Origin of the sequence: Clostridium sp. AF34-13 (assembly GCF_003477845.1) — a bacterium.
In the GTDB taxonomy this organism is placed as follows: domain Bacteria; phylum Bacillota; class Clostridia; order Lachnospirales; family Lachnospiraceae; genus Butyribacter; species Butyribacter intestini.
Map to the genome: position 1 here is coordinate 103,785 of NZ_QUEB01000010.1, position 17,453 is coordinate 121,237.

At 35.5% G+C, this 17,453-nt stretch carries 14 protein-coding genes and 1 CRISPR repeat array (1 of these 15 only partly in view); of the genes, 12 read left to right on the plus strand and 2 right to left on the minus strand.

The genetic code is table 11. From position 1 onward, the window contains the following. A CRISPR array of direct repeats spans positions 1-683; the repeat unit is 30 nt; unit sequence GATTTAATAGGAACATAATGGGATGTAAAG (it extends 1,251 nt beyond the left edge of the window). A gap of 33 nt (positions 684-716) precedes the next feature. From cas4 to cas2, 3 genes are read left to right on the plus strand one after another with little or no spacing between them, the layout of a single operon-like run. Further along, a complete protein-coding gene (cas4, locus tag DWZ63_RS09875; RefSeq protein ID WP_118499728.1) occupies positions 717-1,211 on the plus strand; it encodes a CRISPR-associated protein Cas4 in 495 nt (164 codons plus the stop codon). A 13-nt stretch (positions 1,212-1,224) separates the two neighbouring features. Further along, entirely contained in the window at positions 1,225-2,217 is a 993-nt protein-coding gene (gene cas1b / locus DWZ63_RS09880; RefSeq protein ID WP_118499729.1) for a type I-B CRISPR-associated endonuclease Cas1b, read from the plus strand. 3 nt (positions 2,218-2,220) lie between these two features. Next, on the plus strand, positions 2,221-2,499 hold the full coding sequence (gene cas2, locus DWZ63_RS09885; protein ID WP_055946415.1) for a CRISPR-associated endonuclease Cas2: 279 nt from the start codon (positions 2,221-2,223) through the stop codon (positions 2,497-2,499). A 142-nt stretch (positions 2,500-2,641) separates the two neighbouring features. Here the strand turns inward: cas2 and DWZ63_RS09890 are convergent, their stop codons facing one another. Beyond that, positions 2,642-3,202 carry a DUF5662 family protein gene (locus DWZ63_RS09890; RefSeq protein ID WP_118499730.1) on the minus strand — a complete coding sequence of 187 codons (561 nt, stop codon included), beginning with the start codon at positions 3,200-3,202 and terminating at the stop codon, positions 2,642-2,644. Positions 3,203-3,357: 155 nt separating this feature from the next. After that, complete coding sequence (locus tag DWZ63_RS09895; protein WP_118499731.1) at positions 3,358-4,485, minus strand: AraC family transcriptional regulator; 1,128 nt, start codon at positions 4,483-4,485, stop codon at positions 3,358-3,360. A 571-nt stretch (positions 4,486-5,056) separates the two neighbouring features. Here DWZ63_RS09895 and DWZ63_RS09900 point away from each other — a divergent pair. From DWZ63_RS09900 to DWZ63_RS09940, 9 genes are all read left to right on the plus strand, one after another. Next, the gene (locus DWZ63_RS09900; protein WP_055946425.1) at positions 5,057-6,805 is read left to right on the plus strand and encodes an ABC transporter ATP-binding protein; all 1,749 of its coding nucleotides are present in this window, start codon (positions 5,057-5,059) and stop codon (positions 6,803-6,805) included. Then, positions 6,806-8,584 carry an ABC transporter ATP-binding protein gene (locus tag DWZ63_RS09905; protein WP_118499732.1) on the plus strand — a complete coding sequence of 593 codons (1,779 nt, stop codon included), beginning with the start codon at positions 6,806-6,808 and terminating at the stop codon, positions 8,582-8,584. It begins immediately after the preceding gene. 369 nt (positions 8,585-8,953) lie between these two features. After that, the gene (locus DWZ63_RS09910) at positions 8,954-9,349 is read left to right on the plus strand and encodes a DUF2500 domain-containing protein (RefSeq protein ID WP_118499733.1); all 396 of its coding nucleotides are present in this window, start codon (positions 8,954-8,956) and stop codon (positions 9,347-9,349) included. Positions 9,350-9,431: 82 nt separating this feature from the next. Continuing rightward, the gene (locus DWZ63_RS09915; RefSeq protein ID WP_118499734.1) at positions 9,432-9,827 is read left to right on the plus strand and encodes a hypothetical protein; all 396 of its coding nucleotides are present in this window, start codon (positions 9,432-9,434) and stop codon (positions 9,825-9,827) included. Positions 9,828-9,866: 39 nt separating this feature from the next. Next, the gene (locus DWZ63_RS09920) at positions 9,867-10,367 is read left to right on the plus strand and encodes a DNA topology modulation protein FlaR (protein WP_118499735.1); all 501 of its coding nucleotides are present in this window, start codon (positions 9,867-9,869) and stop codon (positions 10,365-10,367) included. Positions 10,368-10,387: 20 nt separating this feature from the next. Continuing rightward, the gene (locus DWZ63_RS09925) at positions 10,388-10,849 is read left to right on the plus strand and encodes a DUF3990 domain-containing protein (RefSeq protein ID WP_118499750.1); all 462 of its coding nucleotides are present in this window, start codon (positions 10,388-10,390) and stop codon (positions 10,847-10,849) included. Between the two features lie 277 nt (positions 10,850-11,126). After that, the gene (locus tag DWZ63_RS15975; protein ID WP_118499736.1) at positions 11,127-15,524 is read left to right on the plus strand and encodes an InlB B-repeat-containing protein; all 4,398 of its coding nucleotides are present in this window, start codon (positions 11,127-11,129) and stop codon (positions 15,522-15,524) included. Positions 15,525-15,792: 268 nt separating this feature from the next. Further along, positions 15,793-16,500, plus strand: a complete 708-nt coding sequence (locus DWZ63_RS09935) for an acyl-ACP thioesterase domain-containing protein (RefSeq protein WP_118499737.1) — start codon at positions 15,793-15,795, stop codon at positions 16,498-16,500. A gap of 102 nt (positions 16,501-16,602) precedes the next feature. Continuing rightward, the gene (locus DWZ63_RS09940; protein WP_022013181.1) at positions 16,603-17,355 is read left to right on the plus strand and encodes a YdcF family protein; all 753 of its coding nucleotides are present in this window, start codon (positions 16,603-16,605) and stop codon (positions 17,353-17,355) included. Positions 17,356-17,453: the final 98 nt, after the last annotated feature.

The following is a 17,453-nucleotide window of genomic DNA, read 5'->3' on the forward strand; positions in this document are numbered from 1 at the left end:
GGAACATAATGGGATGTAAAGGCAGACCTGTTAAAAGGTCTACTAACTGTAATCCTGATTTAATAGGAACATAATGGGATGTAAAGGTCAATAACTTTGGCTTATCTGTTGATGAGTTAAACGATTTAATAGGAACATAATGGGATGTAAAGATTTGTTTTGGCTGGCGAAAGATTTTACCTATCACTGATTTAATAGGAACATAATGGGATGTAAAGAAAACTTACTATTGATTTAAAATCTGCACAAGAAGAGATTTAATAGGAACATAATGGGATGTAAAGTAAGAAAAACTATAAACAATATAATTTTACTTGTAGATTTAATAGGAACATAATGGGATGTAAAGAGTGTGGCACGGGACATAGCAAGAGTTTTAAACGCAGATTTAATAGGAACATAATGGGATGTAAATGTATGTTTTTTCTGATAAATCATCTGCACGGGTAAACGAGATTTAATAGGAACATAATGGGATGTAAAGTTGAGTCACGAAAGATATTCGGATAATTTTACTTTTGGATTAATAGATACATATTGTAATGTAAAGAACTCAACAAAAAGGATTTCTTCACACTCAACAAAGATTTAATAGAAACATAATGGAATGTAAAGCCTATGGCTTCTGCAACTGAATTTTTTGCACCATTACCAATTTAATAGAAACATAGTGGAATATCAACTGCCAAATATTAAGCATGGAAGGAGAAAAATGTATGGAAGAAAGAATAACAGGAGTAATGATTTATTATTATTTTGTGTGTAAGCGTAAATTGTGGTATTTTTGTCATGAAATTAATATGGAATCAGGTAATGAGGATGTGCAGCTTGGAAAGATTTTGGATGAGACAAGTTATGGAAGAAGTGAGAAACACATTCAGATTAATGGAGAGATTAATATAGATTTTATAAAAGAACATCGTGAGTTACATGAGATTAAAAAAAGTAAGTCAATAGAGCAGGCAGGAATATGGCAAGTTAAATATTATCTGTATTATTTAAAAAAGCGTGGAGTAGATGGATTAAAGGCAAAAATTGATTATCCATTGTTAAAAGAAAATGTTATGGTTGAATTATCAAAAGATGACGAAAATCAGCTACAATTTGTAATTGAAGATATTGTTAAAATTAAAAAGGAAAAAAGACCGCCAATTATGAAGAAAACAAAGTTGTGTTCAAAATGTGCATATCGTGATTTGTGTTTAATTTGAGGGGAGTGTGTCTATGAAGCAAAGTTTTTATGTTTACAATGATGGTGAAATTAAAAGAAAAGATAATACATTGCAATTTCGCACATATGAGGGAGAAAAAAGAGATATTCCTATAGAGCGGATTTCAGATATTTATGTTATGTCAGAAATGTCATTTAATACAGCGTTTTTAAATTATATTTCTCAGTATGGTATTCCGATTCACTTTTTTAATTATTATAATTTTTATACGGGAAGTTATTATCCGAGAGAATCATTGCTTGCCGGACAGTTATTGGTTAATCAGGTGGAGTACTATCAGGATAGTGTGAAAAGACTGAAAATTGCTCAAAAAATCATAGATGCGGCAACTTTCAATATATATAGAAATTTAAGATATTATAATGGCAGAGGTAAAGATGTTTCAAAATGGATGAATGAAATAGATGGACTGCGGAAACAGATTGAAAAGACAAATACGATAAATGAACTTATGGGTATTGAGGGAAATATAAGACAACAATATTATGCGGCATGGAATGTTATAGTAAATCAGGAAATAAAGTTTGAAAAAAGAGTAATGCACCCACCTGATAATATGATAAATTCGTTGATATCATATGTAAATTCATTGATTTATTCAAAAACATTGAGCGAGGTTTATCATACACAGTTAAATCCGACAATCAGTTATTTGCATGAGCCTGGTGTAAGACGTTATTCGTTGTGTCTAGATATATCTGAAGTTTTTAAACCTTTAATAGGTGACAGATTGATTTTTTCATTGTTAAATAGACAACAGATTACAGAAGAAAGTTTTACGCAGGAGTTAAATTTTTTACATTTGAAAAAAGAAGCATCAAAGCTGATTGTGAAGGAACTTGAAAATTCATTAAAAAAGACAATTAAACATAAGGAATTAGGACGACAGGTTTCTTATCAATATTTAATTCGTCTAGAATTATATAAATTGATAAAGCACATAATTGGAGAAAAAGAATATGAAGGGTTTAAAATATGGTGGTAAAAAATGTATGTAGTTTTGGTATATGATATAAGTCTAGAAGATAAAGGGGCAAAAAGATGGAGGTCTGTTTTTAAGATATGTAAAAAATATCTGTCACATATACAAAATTCGGTATTTGAAGGTGAGATTTCAAAAGTTCAATTAACGAAAATGCAAAATGAATTAAAACCTCATATAGATAAAAATCTTGACTCGGTTATTGTCTTTAAAAGCAGACAGGAAAAATGGCTTGAAAAAGATTTTTGGGGTAAAGATAACGACATGACAGACTTTATGCTTTAATTTTTGCTTATAAGGTGGATAACAACATATCCACCTTTAACTAATAAATTATTATTCCCCGATTTTTTCTAAATTTTAATTTTTTACTTTTAATATTTTTACTTTTCTTCAAAAAATATTTCTCATTTTTACTGTTTTAATTTCAATACTTATTCGATTTCTTCCAGTCAATATTTTCCCTAATGTACTTAAAAGTTGCTTCTTCGCCCTCATCAGCAAGCATAGACAGCAGTTTTTCGAGCAATTCCCGTGTGTTAGGATGCATTACATAATAATCTTTATTTTTGTTATAGTATGCCAATGGGAAAGAGTCATTGTAGGTGTCACGATTATAGTTTTTGCTTGCGGAAATCCGGTCACAGAACATTTCGAGTACATATCTTGTAGGCATAGGCATACCGACAAGACCGTCTCTTGGGTTTATTGCGAAATCTATCCAGTATTCAAAATGATGTTTGTTGCGTCCTTTGTGGTGAAGCCATGCTGAAGAATATTTTTTATCTTCTTTTTCAGCAAAGTTTGGGCTTCTTTTGCCACCCTGATAATATTTTACACCTGCAAAAAATTCTATCGGATTATATTTAGACCAGTCGTGCATGATCCCTTGCTTGTAAAGACCTGCTTTAAAGCAGTAATGTCTTACAAGATTTTTGTGGTGTAGAATTGTACTGAGATGACCGTAAAAATTTTTTAAGTAGTTCATAATGTGCCTCGTTTCTGGTATATGTATATTGCATAACCTTTTTGCATATGATATAATGTGGCATAGGCAAAAAGATATGATTTATTCATTTAAACACCTATGCCTGTTGCCAGGTATAGGTGGGACAACTAACTAGACAAGTATATCATAATCTCTCATGAATTTCCATATTCTCTCCTCCAGACCTTAGGGGTCATTCCTTTCCACTGTTTAAACGAGCGTATCAGATGGCTGCAATCCGAAAATCCTGTTTCCTGACTTATATAATTTAAGTCAAGGTCGGTATATATAAGCAGGTCTGCTACACGATTAAGCCGTATAAATTCTATATATTCCTTGCATGACTGGTTATAAAGCTGTCTGAATGAACGGGCAAAGTTTGAGTAACTCATATTACACATCTTTGCTAGTTCTTTTACTTGAAGCTGCTCATTGTAATGTCGGTCAATATATTCCGTGATGTTGTCAAATGGATTGTCAGGGGCTGATGCACAGAGTATTTTCTCGTCTACAGCTATGCCTTTTGATATCCATATACGGCTCAGATATGTAAGGAGTTTTGCGATATTTGTGCCGATGAGTGTATCGTATCCATATTGTCTTGTTTTTATTTCTTCAATGCATTGTTCAAAGAGTTCGTAAATCTGATAGTTTTTTAAATCCTCTTTTGAAAAAAATATATTTTCCGGATTTTGTTCATAAGCAACATTCATCATATTTAAAAATCTTGATTTGTAGTTGCCTGATATATGAAGAAAGTTAAGGTCAAATTTTAATACCTGATAGCGTATATTACAGCTTTTCGATAATATTGTTTTGTCGGGAACAGGCTGGATAGAACCGTGTTTTTTGTCAATCTTAGGATGTATTTCATCGGTTGAAAGCGGACTTAAACAGGCTTTTTTACTTAAAGAAAGACCTTTTTTGGCGATGGAAATATTATTGTTTGACACATATTTATTGCCAGAAGGACTGTTTGCAAATAAATTACTGAAAGTTAAAATATCTGTTTCAGTTGTTGGGGCACTGGCTTCGGCTGGTGTTTCATAAATTGAATGTATATGTTTCGGACAGAAGATAATAATGTCGCCCGGAGTAAGATTATAAACATTTTCATTGCAGGTAACTTCTACATTTCCGTTTAATATATGAATAATTTCAAAAAAATAGTGCCAGTGTGGGAGGATTGGGAAGTTGTCCGGTATCGAGGTATGCAAAAAGGCCTCTATAGGTGAGTTAAGTCCATCGCAGTATTCATAAAGATTTTTAATGTTTTTTTCCATAGTGATTCTCCGTTCTTTGGTGTTATGCCGTTTTATCAGAAGTGATATGATGTTTGGGAAAATATTCTTTACCTAAATTGCTGTCACGAATTGTTATATTTCTATATGTTGTTGCTCCGTGCATCATAATACTAAAAATAATGAGGTGTGAAAATGTTAGTTTGCACTGATTTTGTTTGCAGATATTATATAACATATAAACGATTTTTTCAATAATATAAGTCTGTGATAAAGATAGCAAAAAATAAAGCAAAATAGTATCTTTGCGGCTTAAAATAGTATTATATGATTTTGATATATGATAGGTTTATGCAATTTTTTTATATGTTTATTATATTATCTATATGTCTGCTGTGCTATACTGTAGAAACTTTCGTAAGTTATTGTTTACCGGCAAACTTGATATTAGATATAAAGCTATGTGCAAATGACAGAGTTGGCAATACACTAGTGTACTGGCATGTTGTTATTTAGCTAAATATGAATAGGTCAGCACACTAGGTGTAAGCATTAACAATTACGAAAAACAGAAGAAAAAGAGTACATGAACAGAAAAAGGAGGACAAGAAAAATGACACCGATGAAATGGTTTTATTCGTTTCTGAAGAAATACCGCTGGCGTATGTTTTGGGGCATTGTGCTGACTACTATTGTTGCGGCTTGTGCTTTGGTGAGTCCGTATGTTTCAAAACTTATCGTTGACAGAGTTATTCAGCATGAACAGTACGGTATGCTTAAAAATCTTATTATCGTGCTTATTGTTACTATTATAATAAGAGGAATATGCAGATTTTTTTCGCAGGTGCTTTTTGAGACGAGTTCGCAGAATGTTCTTTACAGTATGCGTGACACTGTTTACAGAAAACTTCTTCAGGAGGATTTTGCTTTTTACAACAAGAACAGAACAGGTGACCTGATGAGCCGCCAGACCGGTGATATGGATGCTATCAGACATTTTGTTGCGTATGTAATATATGTTACATATGAATATGTCTTGTATTTTGTGATAGCTCTTATCATGATTTTTGCGACAAATCTGAAAATGGCTCTCTGCATGGTGCTCGTGCTCCCGCTTACGGCACTTACCACATATTTTCAGGCAAAGAGTGTTAAGCCTGCTTTTAGAAACTGCCGTAATGCGTTTTCAAGTCTTAATACTTTTGTTCAGGAAAATGTAAGTGGAAACAGGGTTGTTAAGGCTTTTGCAAAAGAAGATTATGAGATGGAAAAGTTTGCCGTTGAGAATGATAAGTACAGGGATTCTGAGCTTGGCGCGGCAAATGTTTGGAAAAAATATGTGCCGCTGTTTGAACTTTTCTCAAATATTCTTACATTGGTACTTATGCTTGTCGGCGGTATTATGGTTGTGAACGGTCAGATGACAATGGGTGACCTTGTTGCAGTGAATGGTTATCTCTGGATGCTCACAATGCCGCTTCGTATGGCGGGCTGGCTTATCAATGATATGCAGAGATTTACGACTTCTGTTGAAAAAATCTACAATACATATATCGCTGAGCCGGATGTTAAGAAGCCGCTTAATCCTATACACCGCAAGAAACTTGATGGAAATGTCAAATTTGAGCATGTTTCGTATCAGGCAGATGATGAGGACATTCTTCACGATATAAATTTTGATGTTAAGAAAGGTGAAACTGTCGGAATAATAGGAACTACAGGTGCAGGAAAGTCTACGGTGATGAACCTTTTGTGCCGTTTCTTTGATGCGACAGAGGGAAGTGTCTATGTTGATGGTGTAAATGTTAAAGACATGGATATGTATGAACTCAGGGAAAATATCGGTATTGCAATGCAGGATGTATTTCTCTTTTCAGATACAATCGAGGGAAATATCGCATACGGAAGACCGGATTGCAGCTTTGAGGATGTAAAGCGTGTTGCAAAGATGGCGGATGCAAATTTATTTATTAAAAATCTTCCTGACGGATACGACACTATCGTAGGTGAGCGTGGAGTAGGTCTTTCAGGCGGTCAGAAGCAGAGAATTTCGCTTGCAAGAGCATTACTTAAAGATCCGTCAATCCTTATTCTTGACGATACAACATCGGCTGTTGATATGGAAACGGAGAGTTATATTCAGAGACAGCTTGAAAATATAAATCATGCCTGCACGACATTTATAATCGCATACAGAATTTCTTCTATTAAAGATGCGGATAAGATACTCGTGCTTGACCAGGGCAGGATTATTGAGCAGGGAACACATGAGGAGCTTGTTGCAAAAAACGGATATTATGCGACGGTTTATTACCACCAGTATCCAATGGCAGCTAAAATGAGAGAACAGGGGGTGAAATAGATGGCTAGAAATAAATACGATGTTGACGAAGTAGTAGAGCAGAAATTTGATATTAAGCAGCTTAAAAGACTTGTTGATTATATCAGGCCTTATAAAGGAAAAATGCTTTTTGTGCTTGTGCTTATGCTTTCCTCATCGGGACTTGGAATGTTTCTTCCGAAGTTTTTGCAGATTGAAATGGATAAGTATATACCTGATAAAGATATAAAATCAATTGTGATGCTCACGGCACTTGCCGGTGTTATCGTTCTCTATTCGGTAATAAGCACAAGGATAAAGATAGATGTGACAACTAAAGTCGGTCAGGACATAATACATACAATAAGAGAAGATATTTTTAAACATCTTCAGGAACTTCCTTTTAGTTATTATGATGAAAGACCGCACGGAAAAATTCAGGTAAGGGTAGTAAATTATGTAAACAACCTTAGTGACCTTCTTTCAAACGGTATTATAAATACGATAACCGACCTTTGCAATCTTATATTTATATTGATATTTATGTTTGCAATGAGTCCTAAACTTACACTTATATGTCTCTGCGGACTTCCGGTGCTTGTCATATATGTAGTGTTTTTGAAACGGAGACAGAGCCATGCATGGCAGGTTCAGAGCAACAAGCAGTCAAACTTAAATGCTTACATAGCAGAGAGTATTAACGGAATCAGGGTTACACAGGCTTTTGTAAGAGAAGAAAAAAACATGGACATATTTAATGACCTCAGTATGTCCTACAGAAATGCATGGCTTAAGGCGGTATATTATAACTTTGCTATGGGTCCTATGGTTGACCTTATATCAACGATAACAACATCATTTATATATGTAGTTGGTGTTTCGTGTATTATAAACGGCGGACAGTCGGGCGTCACAGTCGGTGTACTTATCGCATTTACGGCTTATATAAGCAGATTTTGGGCACCTATAAATACTATTGCAAGTTTTTATAACAGCCTTTTAACTGCAATCTCATATCTTGAAAGAATATTTGAGACAATAGATGAGCCGGTGGAAGTTAAGGACGCACCTGACGCAACGGATATGCCTCCGATAAAGGGTGATGTATCATTTGAAAATGTAAAATTCAGCTATGAGGATGGAGTACCTATTCTTAAAGATGTAAGTTTTGATGTAAAACAGGGACAGACGATAGCGATAGTCGGACCAACGGGAGCAGGAAAGACAACAATCGTAAATCTTTTGAGCCGTTTTTACAATGTTGACAGCGGAAAAGTTCTTATAGATGGAATTGACATATCAAAGGTAAAAATACATTCGCTCAGAACACAGATGGGTGTGATGATGCAGGACAGTTTTATATTTTCAGGAACTATTATGGATAACATAAGGTACGGAAATAAGACTGCAACGGATGAAGAAGTAATAAAGGCGGCAAAGACGGTATGTGCACATGACTTTATTATGGAGATGGAGGACGGTTATAATACTCAGGTAAATGAGAGAGGAAGCAGACTCTCAGTCGGACAGAGACAGCTTATCTCATTTGCGAGGGCATTGCTTGCAGACCCCGCAATCCTTATACTTGACGAAGCTACTTCAAGTATTGATACGGAAACGGAAATCGTACTTCAGGAAGGTCTTAACAATCTTCTTGAAGGAAGAACTTCATTTATCATAGCACACAGACTTTCCACTATAAAAAATGCCGACACTATCATGTATATAGATAAGGGCGGCATCGTGGAGGCTGGAAGTCATGATGAACTTCTTGAAAATAAAGGGGCTTATTATGAGCTTTATATGTCGCAATATATGTAACAGTTAAGTAGTAGGAATAACGGAAAACAGGGGCTATATATGTTCTTAGGTGGCACGCTTGCGCTATACAAACACGCAGCGGTACTAATGTACCAAAATACGGTGCATAAGTGCCGGCGAGTTTGAAAATGCCACTTGCTAAACATTATAGCCACTGTTTTCCTGTTTATTGGAGAAATGAACAAAAAATGACATGGCAGCGGTTGGCAGGTTTATGAATGTAGGAAATGGAAAGATGAACTGTTACATTATCAGTTGGATTGATTTTGGGGAATATACGATTGAAAGGGGTTATTTTGTTGCATATAGTTAAATGTAATGTTATCATGAGAATAATATAGAATTGATTGGGGAGAGGAGATATTAGGTATGTTTTATGAATCTGATGCGATGTTTGACACATCATTTGATATTTTGGTCGTGTTGTTTTTTATATGTTTTTTTGGAGTGATAGGCTATGTCGTGGTGAAAGTTGTAGTGCAATGGAATAGAAATAATCACTCCCCTTTAATAAATGTTCCTGCGACAGTGATTGCAAAGAGGGCAGATGTTTCAAGTCACAGGTATGCAAATGCAAATGATTTTTCGGGAGCGCATGGTTACAGAACAACTTCATCTACAGATTATTACATAACATTTCAGACAAAAAGCGGTGAGAGAATAGAGTTTTCTGTTGAAGATTCAGAGTATGGTCTTTTGATTGAAGGAGATGAGGGTGTATTAAGTTATCAGGGGACAAGGTATCTTGGGTTTAAGAGAGTTTAGTGGATTGTAAAGGAGATAAAGAAGATGACAGAATGGGAAAAATATCCGGTTTTTTAATAATATTAAGAATGGGAAAGTTTTTATGAATAGTGGATTTGAGTACGCAGGTAATTCTATTGAAATAATAAATTATAGATATAACAGTGAGGATGCTGTAAGTGGCAATCCATATAATTGTTCATTTCAGATAAAAGTTGTTTCGGGGAATTTTTCGGGACTGGCTGATTATGAATGTGACCGCAGTAAGTGGGAACAGTTTGTCAGGCAAATGGAACTGTTTTATCAATTCAAGTGTGATAAATTAGAATTTAAAGATATAAGTTATGGGAGCAAAATATCTTTTGAAATGGATGCTTGCGGTCATTTTGCTGTAAAAGGGAAAATATATGGCGTCCATATGACACATTCTTTGGAATTTGAATTTGATGCAGACCAGACGGTATTGCCTGAGTTTATAAATGGGTTAAAAAAATTTTAATACAATGGCGGGTGATTTTGGAAAGGTGGTACTGTTATAATGAAAATAGATATTATAGGTTCGGTGGCAAGTGGAAAAACAACACTGGCAGGAAAAATATCCAAGAAATATAATGTGCCGCATTATGAAAAGGACAATATTGTCTGGGACAGAACTCCGGATGGAGATAGAAAACGAACACCTGATGAGCGGGATTTATATTTTAATAAAATCATCAGTAAGGATGAATGGATCGTAGAAGGAACACCAAGGAAATGCCTTAAAGAAAGCTTTGAAATTTGTGATTATATTATTGTTTTGGACGAAAAAACTTCTGTAAGATTGTTTCGGGTATTCAAACGGTGGATAAAACAAAGAATAGGGAAAGAACACTATAATACAAAGCCGACTTTGAATTTTTTGAGGTATAATATTAAGTGGGTGTTGGAATTTGATGATATGAAAAAGGATTTGTTTAAGGAGTTAAATTCTTATGGCGAAAAGGTGAAAATATTTCGCAATTCTGATGAGGCATGGGAGTTTATTTCAAGAAAATATTAAAAGATTATGGAGGTTTGGTTATGGCGGTGATGACGGTTTATCATGGTGGGTATATGCCGGTGGAGCATCTTGAAATCCGTAAAGGAAGAAATACAAAGGATTTTGGTACGGGATTTTATTGCACTGTGATAAAGGAACAGGCACAGAGATGGGCAAAAAGATATGATTTGGCGGATGTTTATCACAGCGATAATATCGAACAGGTAAGTGATGATTTTATTCGGGAGGCTGATATTAAACAGGGTAATTTCGATAATGTCGGTGAATGTGAATATGCTATTCCGTCTCACTGGGATATAGGAAAAGTCTATAAGCGGCTGATAAAGAGTGTAGCAAGTGAAAAAAATATCAGTGTTGTAGATGCACTTATGGAGGTTTATCATTCTTTTATAAGTGACAAGATAGACGATTATAACAGCAGCGTATATTATGAAAATCCATCATACATTTTTGAGTGCTTTATGCAGGATAAAATATTGTGATATGCCAGTACACTAGTACAACGAATAATTACTAATTGATACATTTTTACATTAAAAATCAAAACAGAAATTCTGAAATATAATCAAAGATAAAAATCAGCATTAGTAATTGAAAACAGTACATGAAAAAGTAAATGAAAATTTGTGTCATAAGGAGTATAATAGTAAAGTGATGGTGAAACTGATTATAGTTTGTGTTATATAGGTACAATTAATCACAGATTATGCCGGTTTCGTAAATACCAGTTAGTGAAGAGAAAAGAAAGGAGTTTTGTAAATGGAGTTTGGGAAAAGGTTTAAAAAGAAATTGTTGTGTGTGTTGGTCGCAACTTCTTTGGTCTTAACAGGTTGTTCAGGAGGGGAACCTACAGATGACGGTGAAGATGATGTACCTAAGGGACAATATGAACTTGTTGTCATGAATCAGTATGGAGAGATTGTTCCGGGGGCAGCGGTTAGTATAGGCGGAAGTACATATACGACAAGTGATTATGGAACCATTAAAATAGATAATCCGGGTACGGGAAATTATGATATATCTGTTAAGTGTAATAATTATTATGATTACAATGCTAAATATAGTATTGGTGATGAGAGCACAGGAAAGATTACGATTAAAGCGGCAACTTTAGACGCACACAGGTTACAGTCAGCCGTATATAAAAGAGGGGCTGGAAAAGTAGACCTGGTTGATACATATAAAAAGGTTAATAAAGGAACGGCAGGCTGGAAGTTTTCTATTGATGCCGCTGTTTGCAATGATGCAGAAACAGTAGCATCATATAAACTTTTTCAGAGAACGGAAAGTGGAGATAAAGAAATTGCAAGCAGTACCACAGGTGAGTTCAATGATATAAGTATTAATGATTTTTCGGTAGGTACGGGAGTATTTATAACCGTGTATGATAATGATGGAAATCAAATATCAACTTCGCTTAGGCTTGAGATAGCGGAAAATCCAAATTATACTGAGCATACAGAGCTTAGTTTTGGAAATGAGAATAAGATAACTGTTAGCGACAAAGTGCCTATATTTGGCGGGACGGAATTAAATTTTGGTTTTCCTTCAATACCATTGGATTATAAAGTGTCTGAAGATACTATCCATATAGGTTTTAATGTCGATGATGAAACTTTTGATGATAATGCCCTGTTTGAAAATTACAAAAAAATGCTTAATCAGGTTAAAGCGGCAAAGTTTGCTTCAACAAATATGAAGACTGCCATAGCACAGTTGAAAAAGAAGCAGAAGAAAAAAGGCGTCATGGGAATGGCAGGTTTTGATAAAGGCGTAGAGGTGACGGCAAGCGGATATGCAGAGGCAGGCGTAAATAGTGACGGAACATTATCGTCAGGAACAGGTTATCTGTGCGTGACGGCTGAGGCATCAGCAGAGTTTGACTGGCAGTTTGTTGTATGGGTTATACCGGTAACTATAGGAATAACAGGAGCAATTGAAGCGGATTTTGCGGATACCATAACATATGATTTTAATGAAAATAAACTTGAGGGAGATTCGTCACTAACATTAAAACCATCTCTTGAGGCAAATGCAGGCGTGGGATTTAAATATCTCAATGGTGGAGTGTATGGCTCGGCAGGACTCGAGACAAAACTTGTTATAGCAAGTTTGAGCGAGGAGCCTGGATTTACATATCTTGATCTTAGCAGTTCGATAGGAATATATGCAAGAGTTGCATGGTTTGAACCAAAATATGACATTGCAAAAGGAACATTCCATTTATGGACAAGAGAAGATAAAAAGTCGGCACAGTCAGTTAAGAAAATATCTGATGGCATGACAGATTTTTCACAATTATATGACTTGACAAATTATAAACTTTCAAAAAATGCAGATAAAATAAAGATAAAGGCTGTTTCTAAAGGTGACAAAACAGTAATTGCTTCGGGAGTTAATCCGGCGGCAGAACCGGTTGTGTCATCAAATGGAAAAGATGCTTTAAATGTATATACGGTGCGTGAAAATGTAAATGGTACGGATTATACAGCACCTAAACTGTATTATCAGACATATACTGCCGATGGAAATACAGGTTCGTGGTCGAACGCAAAAAAAGTAGACCAGGATGAAAGTGATTCTTCGACAGCGGTCAGTGAGATGAATCAGAAATTATATACTGATGGCAAGAACTATTATATGGTTTATCAGGAGTCATCTGTTGATACCAATATATTAAAAAGTTATGCTTCAGCTTCAACAGATGAAGAAAAAGACAGTATTCTTAAATCAATATGGAAGAATGTTGAACTTCATGTGAAAAAATATGATACTGAAAATAATCAGTGGATTGATTATGGAAAGATAAAAACAGACGGTGCATTTGATTATAATGCTGATATTATTGTTAATGACGGTAAGATATATGTGTGCAGTGCTGCTAACATGGAGGGCGATTACTTTGGAACAGGAACAGATAAGAACTATATAAATATCTCAAACTGCACCATAAATGATGCTTCGGCAACAAAAAACTGGAATGTAAAGAAAGCAGCAGGAAACCTCAACTCAGTTACATCCCTTGCAGCAGGTATTAAAGACAATAAGATAACCTGCGTATATGGTGTGGATTCAGATAATGACCTTTCTACGGATGAGCAGGAAATAAAATCATATACGGATGGTGATAGTCAGGAAAACACCAGTGTTTGCACAGGAAATGCGGTAACTGTAGATTATGGATACAAGAATGATGGAAAAGAAACATTTACGATTGCATCAAACAGCAATCTTTCGTATCTGAAAGATGATGGTACAGTTAATGGTATCGTTGATGATATGGGAAGTTATGACGGAGTATATGCTATAACTGACAGAGGTATTTATTATGCGAAGAATACTGAAAATGGAACAGAGATTTTTGTAAGATATAAAACGGCAGATGGTACATATGGAGATGCTGTTCAGGTTACACAGGAAGAACGCTGGCTGAGAAATGTATCGGCATTTACAATAGCAGATAAAGATTTTATCGTTGCATCATCGGATGATTATGATACCGAGGGTGACAGAGGTGTTACAGATTCAGAGATAGATGCTTTTGAAGTGACGGATTACTATGATCTGAATGTGGAAGAGGCCAGTTATGATCTGAATAATTCTTTGATGGGAGAGGAACTTCCGGTAACTTTAAAACTTAAGAATGATGGAAATAAAAAGATTTCGTATGTTGAGGTAAATGTAAATGATGCAGACGGAAAAGAAGTGGCACAGAAGTCAAAATATTATACGGTTGATATAGAGCCGGGTAACGAAAAGAACATTACACTTGAATTGTCAGGTACAAATGCTGCAGAATATGGAGACTGGAAAGTTTCGGCAAATATAGTTTCGTCAGTGCCGGAGGATACTGCCGCCTCAGGAGATAATTTGATTTCGATGGAACCGGCACAAACAGAGGAAGCGACAACTTCACCGAATATTAATAATGAGCCAAAAGAGATAGAGGAAAAGACAAAGGATAACAACGGCACAGAGATGACTTTAGGAAATAGTGACTTTGTTGTAAGAACACAGATGTGCGATTCGGGTGCTTATCCATATATGCTTGTCGAGGTTAAGAATGAAGGCAATAGAAAGGATTCAGCGAAACTTAAACTATACAACGCAAATGATGTGACAGAGTCATATGGAGAAAGAGATGTTTCAAATCTGGAACCGGGAAGTGCAAAAATGTTTAAGGTAAACATAAAGCGGGATTGGGCAGATGATAATGGAAAAGTAGCAGTGCTTGCTCATGTTCAGGGTGCCTCAAATGAAATGTACACATATAATAATTATGCATATCAATATACGACCATAAATTATGGAAGATTTTTGATAAATTATATTTTGAATGGTGGTGTAAATAATTCTGAAAACCCATCGACTTATACAACAGCAGACAGGATAAAACTTAAGGAGCCGACAAAAGACGGTTATACATTTGAAGGCTGGTACACATCTTCAAAATTTGATATTATCTCAAGAATTTCAGAGATTGCATCGGGAAATGCACAGGATATAAGTGTCTATGCTAAGTGGAAGCAAAAAGAAGCAGAAGCAACAAAAACTCCTGCACCGGAGGTGACTGAGAAACCGCTTGTAAAGCCGACGACAACACCAACAAAGACACCAGGTGTAACAGCAAAACCAACAGCAAAACCGACAACAAAGCCGGGTGGTAATCCAAGTGCAGGCAGTAAGGTTAAGCTGTTGAAAAAGGGAATTGTAAAGAAACTTACAAAATATAATGCATATTTTAAGGTTACAAAACCTGGAAAAGTTGTTAAAAATAAGATAACAGGTGGAGAAGTTCAGTTTGTTAAACCGATTAAAAATAAAGCTTCAATATCTGTACCGGACACTGTAAAGATAGGAAAATTTTCTTATAAGGTTAAGTCTGTTGCCGGAAATGCATTAAAAAACAAAAAGACTTTGAAGAAAGTAACTATTGGTAAAAATGTTACAACAATTGGTAAAAATGCTTTTACCGGAAGCAAAAAGCTTAAAAATATAACAGTAAAATCATCAGTGCTTAAGAGTGTTGGAAAGAATGTATTTAAGGGCATATACAAAAAAGCTGTTATAAAAGTACCAAAGTCAAAATATAAAAAGTATAAAAAGCTGTTTAATAAAAAAACAGGATTCAGCAGAAAAATGAAGCTTAAGAAATAATTTTTTGTATAAGGTAAGCAGTGTAATAAAAGGGATGTAGTTTGTATGAATTTACAAATTGCATCTCTTTTGTAACAGTTCAGCCAAAAAAAGATAAGTCAATAATACACGAGCTTGCTCGATGTATTATTGGCTTGTTTTTTTGGCTGAACTGTTACTATCTTTTTGGTATTGTCATAAAAAAGTAAATGAAAATTTGTGTCATAAGGAGTATAATAGTAAAGATGTTTATAAAACGATATGATTTGACAGAAAGGATTGGGATGATATGTACACTTTTAACAGCAGAGTAAGATATAGTGAGGTTGACAGTGACGCAAGGCTTACGCTTGACGGTATTATAAATTATATGCAGGACTGCACGAATTTTCAGTCCGAGGATTTGGGAGTCGGTCTTAATTTTCATAAGGAAAGGCAGATTGCGTGGATTCTTAATTCATGGCAGATAGTTATTGATGAATATCCGAGGATGGGCGAAAATATTATAATTGGTACGCAGTCATTTGGATATGAAAAGATGTTCGGTCACAGAAATTTTCTTATTACAAAGGAGGACGGCAGCAGGGTTGCTATTGCAAATTCACTCTGGGTGCTTATGGATTTAAAGAAAAACAGACCTATGATAGTTACGCCTGAGATAGGGGATGTCTATGGTACACATGAGCCACTTGAAATGGATTATGCACCGAGAAAGATTAAAGTGCCGGAGGGCGGTGTGAAAGGCAGGGAGTTTGTGGTGCAGGAGTCACAGCTTGACACAAACCACCATGTAAATAACGGACAGTATGTGAGGATGGCGATGAACCAGATTGAACTTAAGTCTGTTAAAGAACTCCGTGTCGAGTATAAGAAACAGGCACTTCTTGGTGATGTTATTGTTCCGGTGATATGTGAGCAGGAAAATGAGACTTTTGTTTCGCTTGATGATGAAGAGGGCAAAGCGTATGCGGTCGTACAGTTTAAAACTATCAGGTAGCAAAGCGGATTGCGAATAGTCGCTTGACATTTTTACACACAGGATTTGTGTTTACGCACAAATTTGAGATGCCCTGAAAAGCGGGCAGGAATGGAGTTTTTTATGGTTTTAGCTTTTGTATTATGGGTGCTTGGGATTGCATCCGTGGTGTATTTTGGCGCTTATGCGTTCATTATCGGTTTGAATAATTCATTTACATATTTCTGGCTGCTTCTCGGCGTGGTGCTTTCGGCGGCTGGAACAGCTTCGAGGATGTGTCACAACGGCAGACTGCATCTGCCTAAGGCGGTGTCAGTGGCATTGATTGTATGTGTGATATTATTTCTAGGTGCTTTCGGTGTTGCAGAAAGTGCTATAATTAAAAATGCGGTTCAGAAACCGGAGAAAAATGCGGATTATATAGTGGTTCTCGGTGCGAGGGTGAATGGGACAAGAGTTACTTTAAACCTCAAATACCGTCTTGATGTGGCACTTGATTATCTTAATGAAAATGAGGGGACAAAGGTTGTTGTTTCGGGTGGTCAGGGTAAAGGCGAGGAAATAACGGAGGCTAAAGCAATGTCTGATTATCTTGTCAAAAACGGAATAAAAAGTGACAGGATAATACTTGAGGACCGGTCAAAAAATACAAATGAAAATCTGAAATTTTCGGCTGAGCTTATTGGCAGCAAAGAAAAAAAGACTGTTATTGTCAGCAATGATTTTCATATTTATAGGGCAAAATGCATAGCAAAAAAGATGGGTTACACAGATGTGAGCGGTGCAAGTGCAAAGACTAAGCCGATTACGATACCCAACAGTTTTGTGAGAGAAGCATTTGCGGTTATAAAATATAAGATTTTTAATCAGATATGATAAAAACCGTTATGCGAAAACGGCTGAAAATATAAAAGAAAAATCGTATAAATACATTGTTTGGATATATCAGAAAACAAGTTTTACAAAGTGATGTA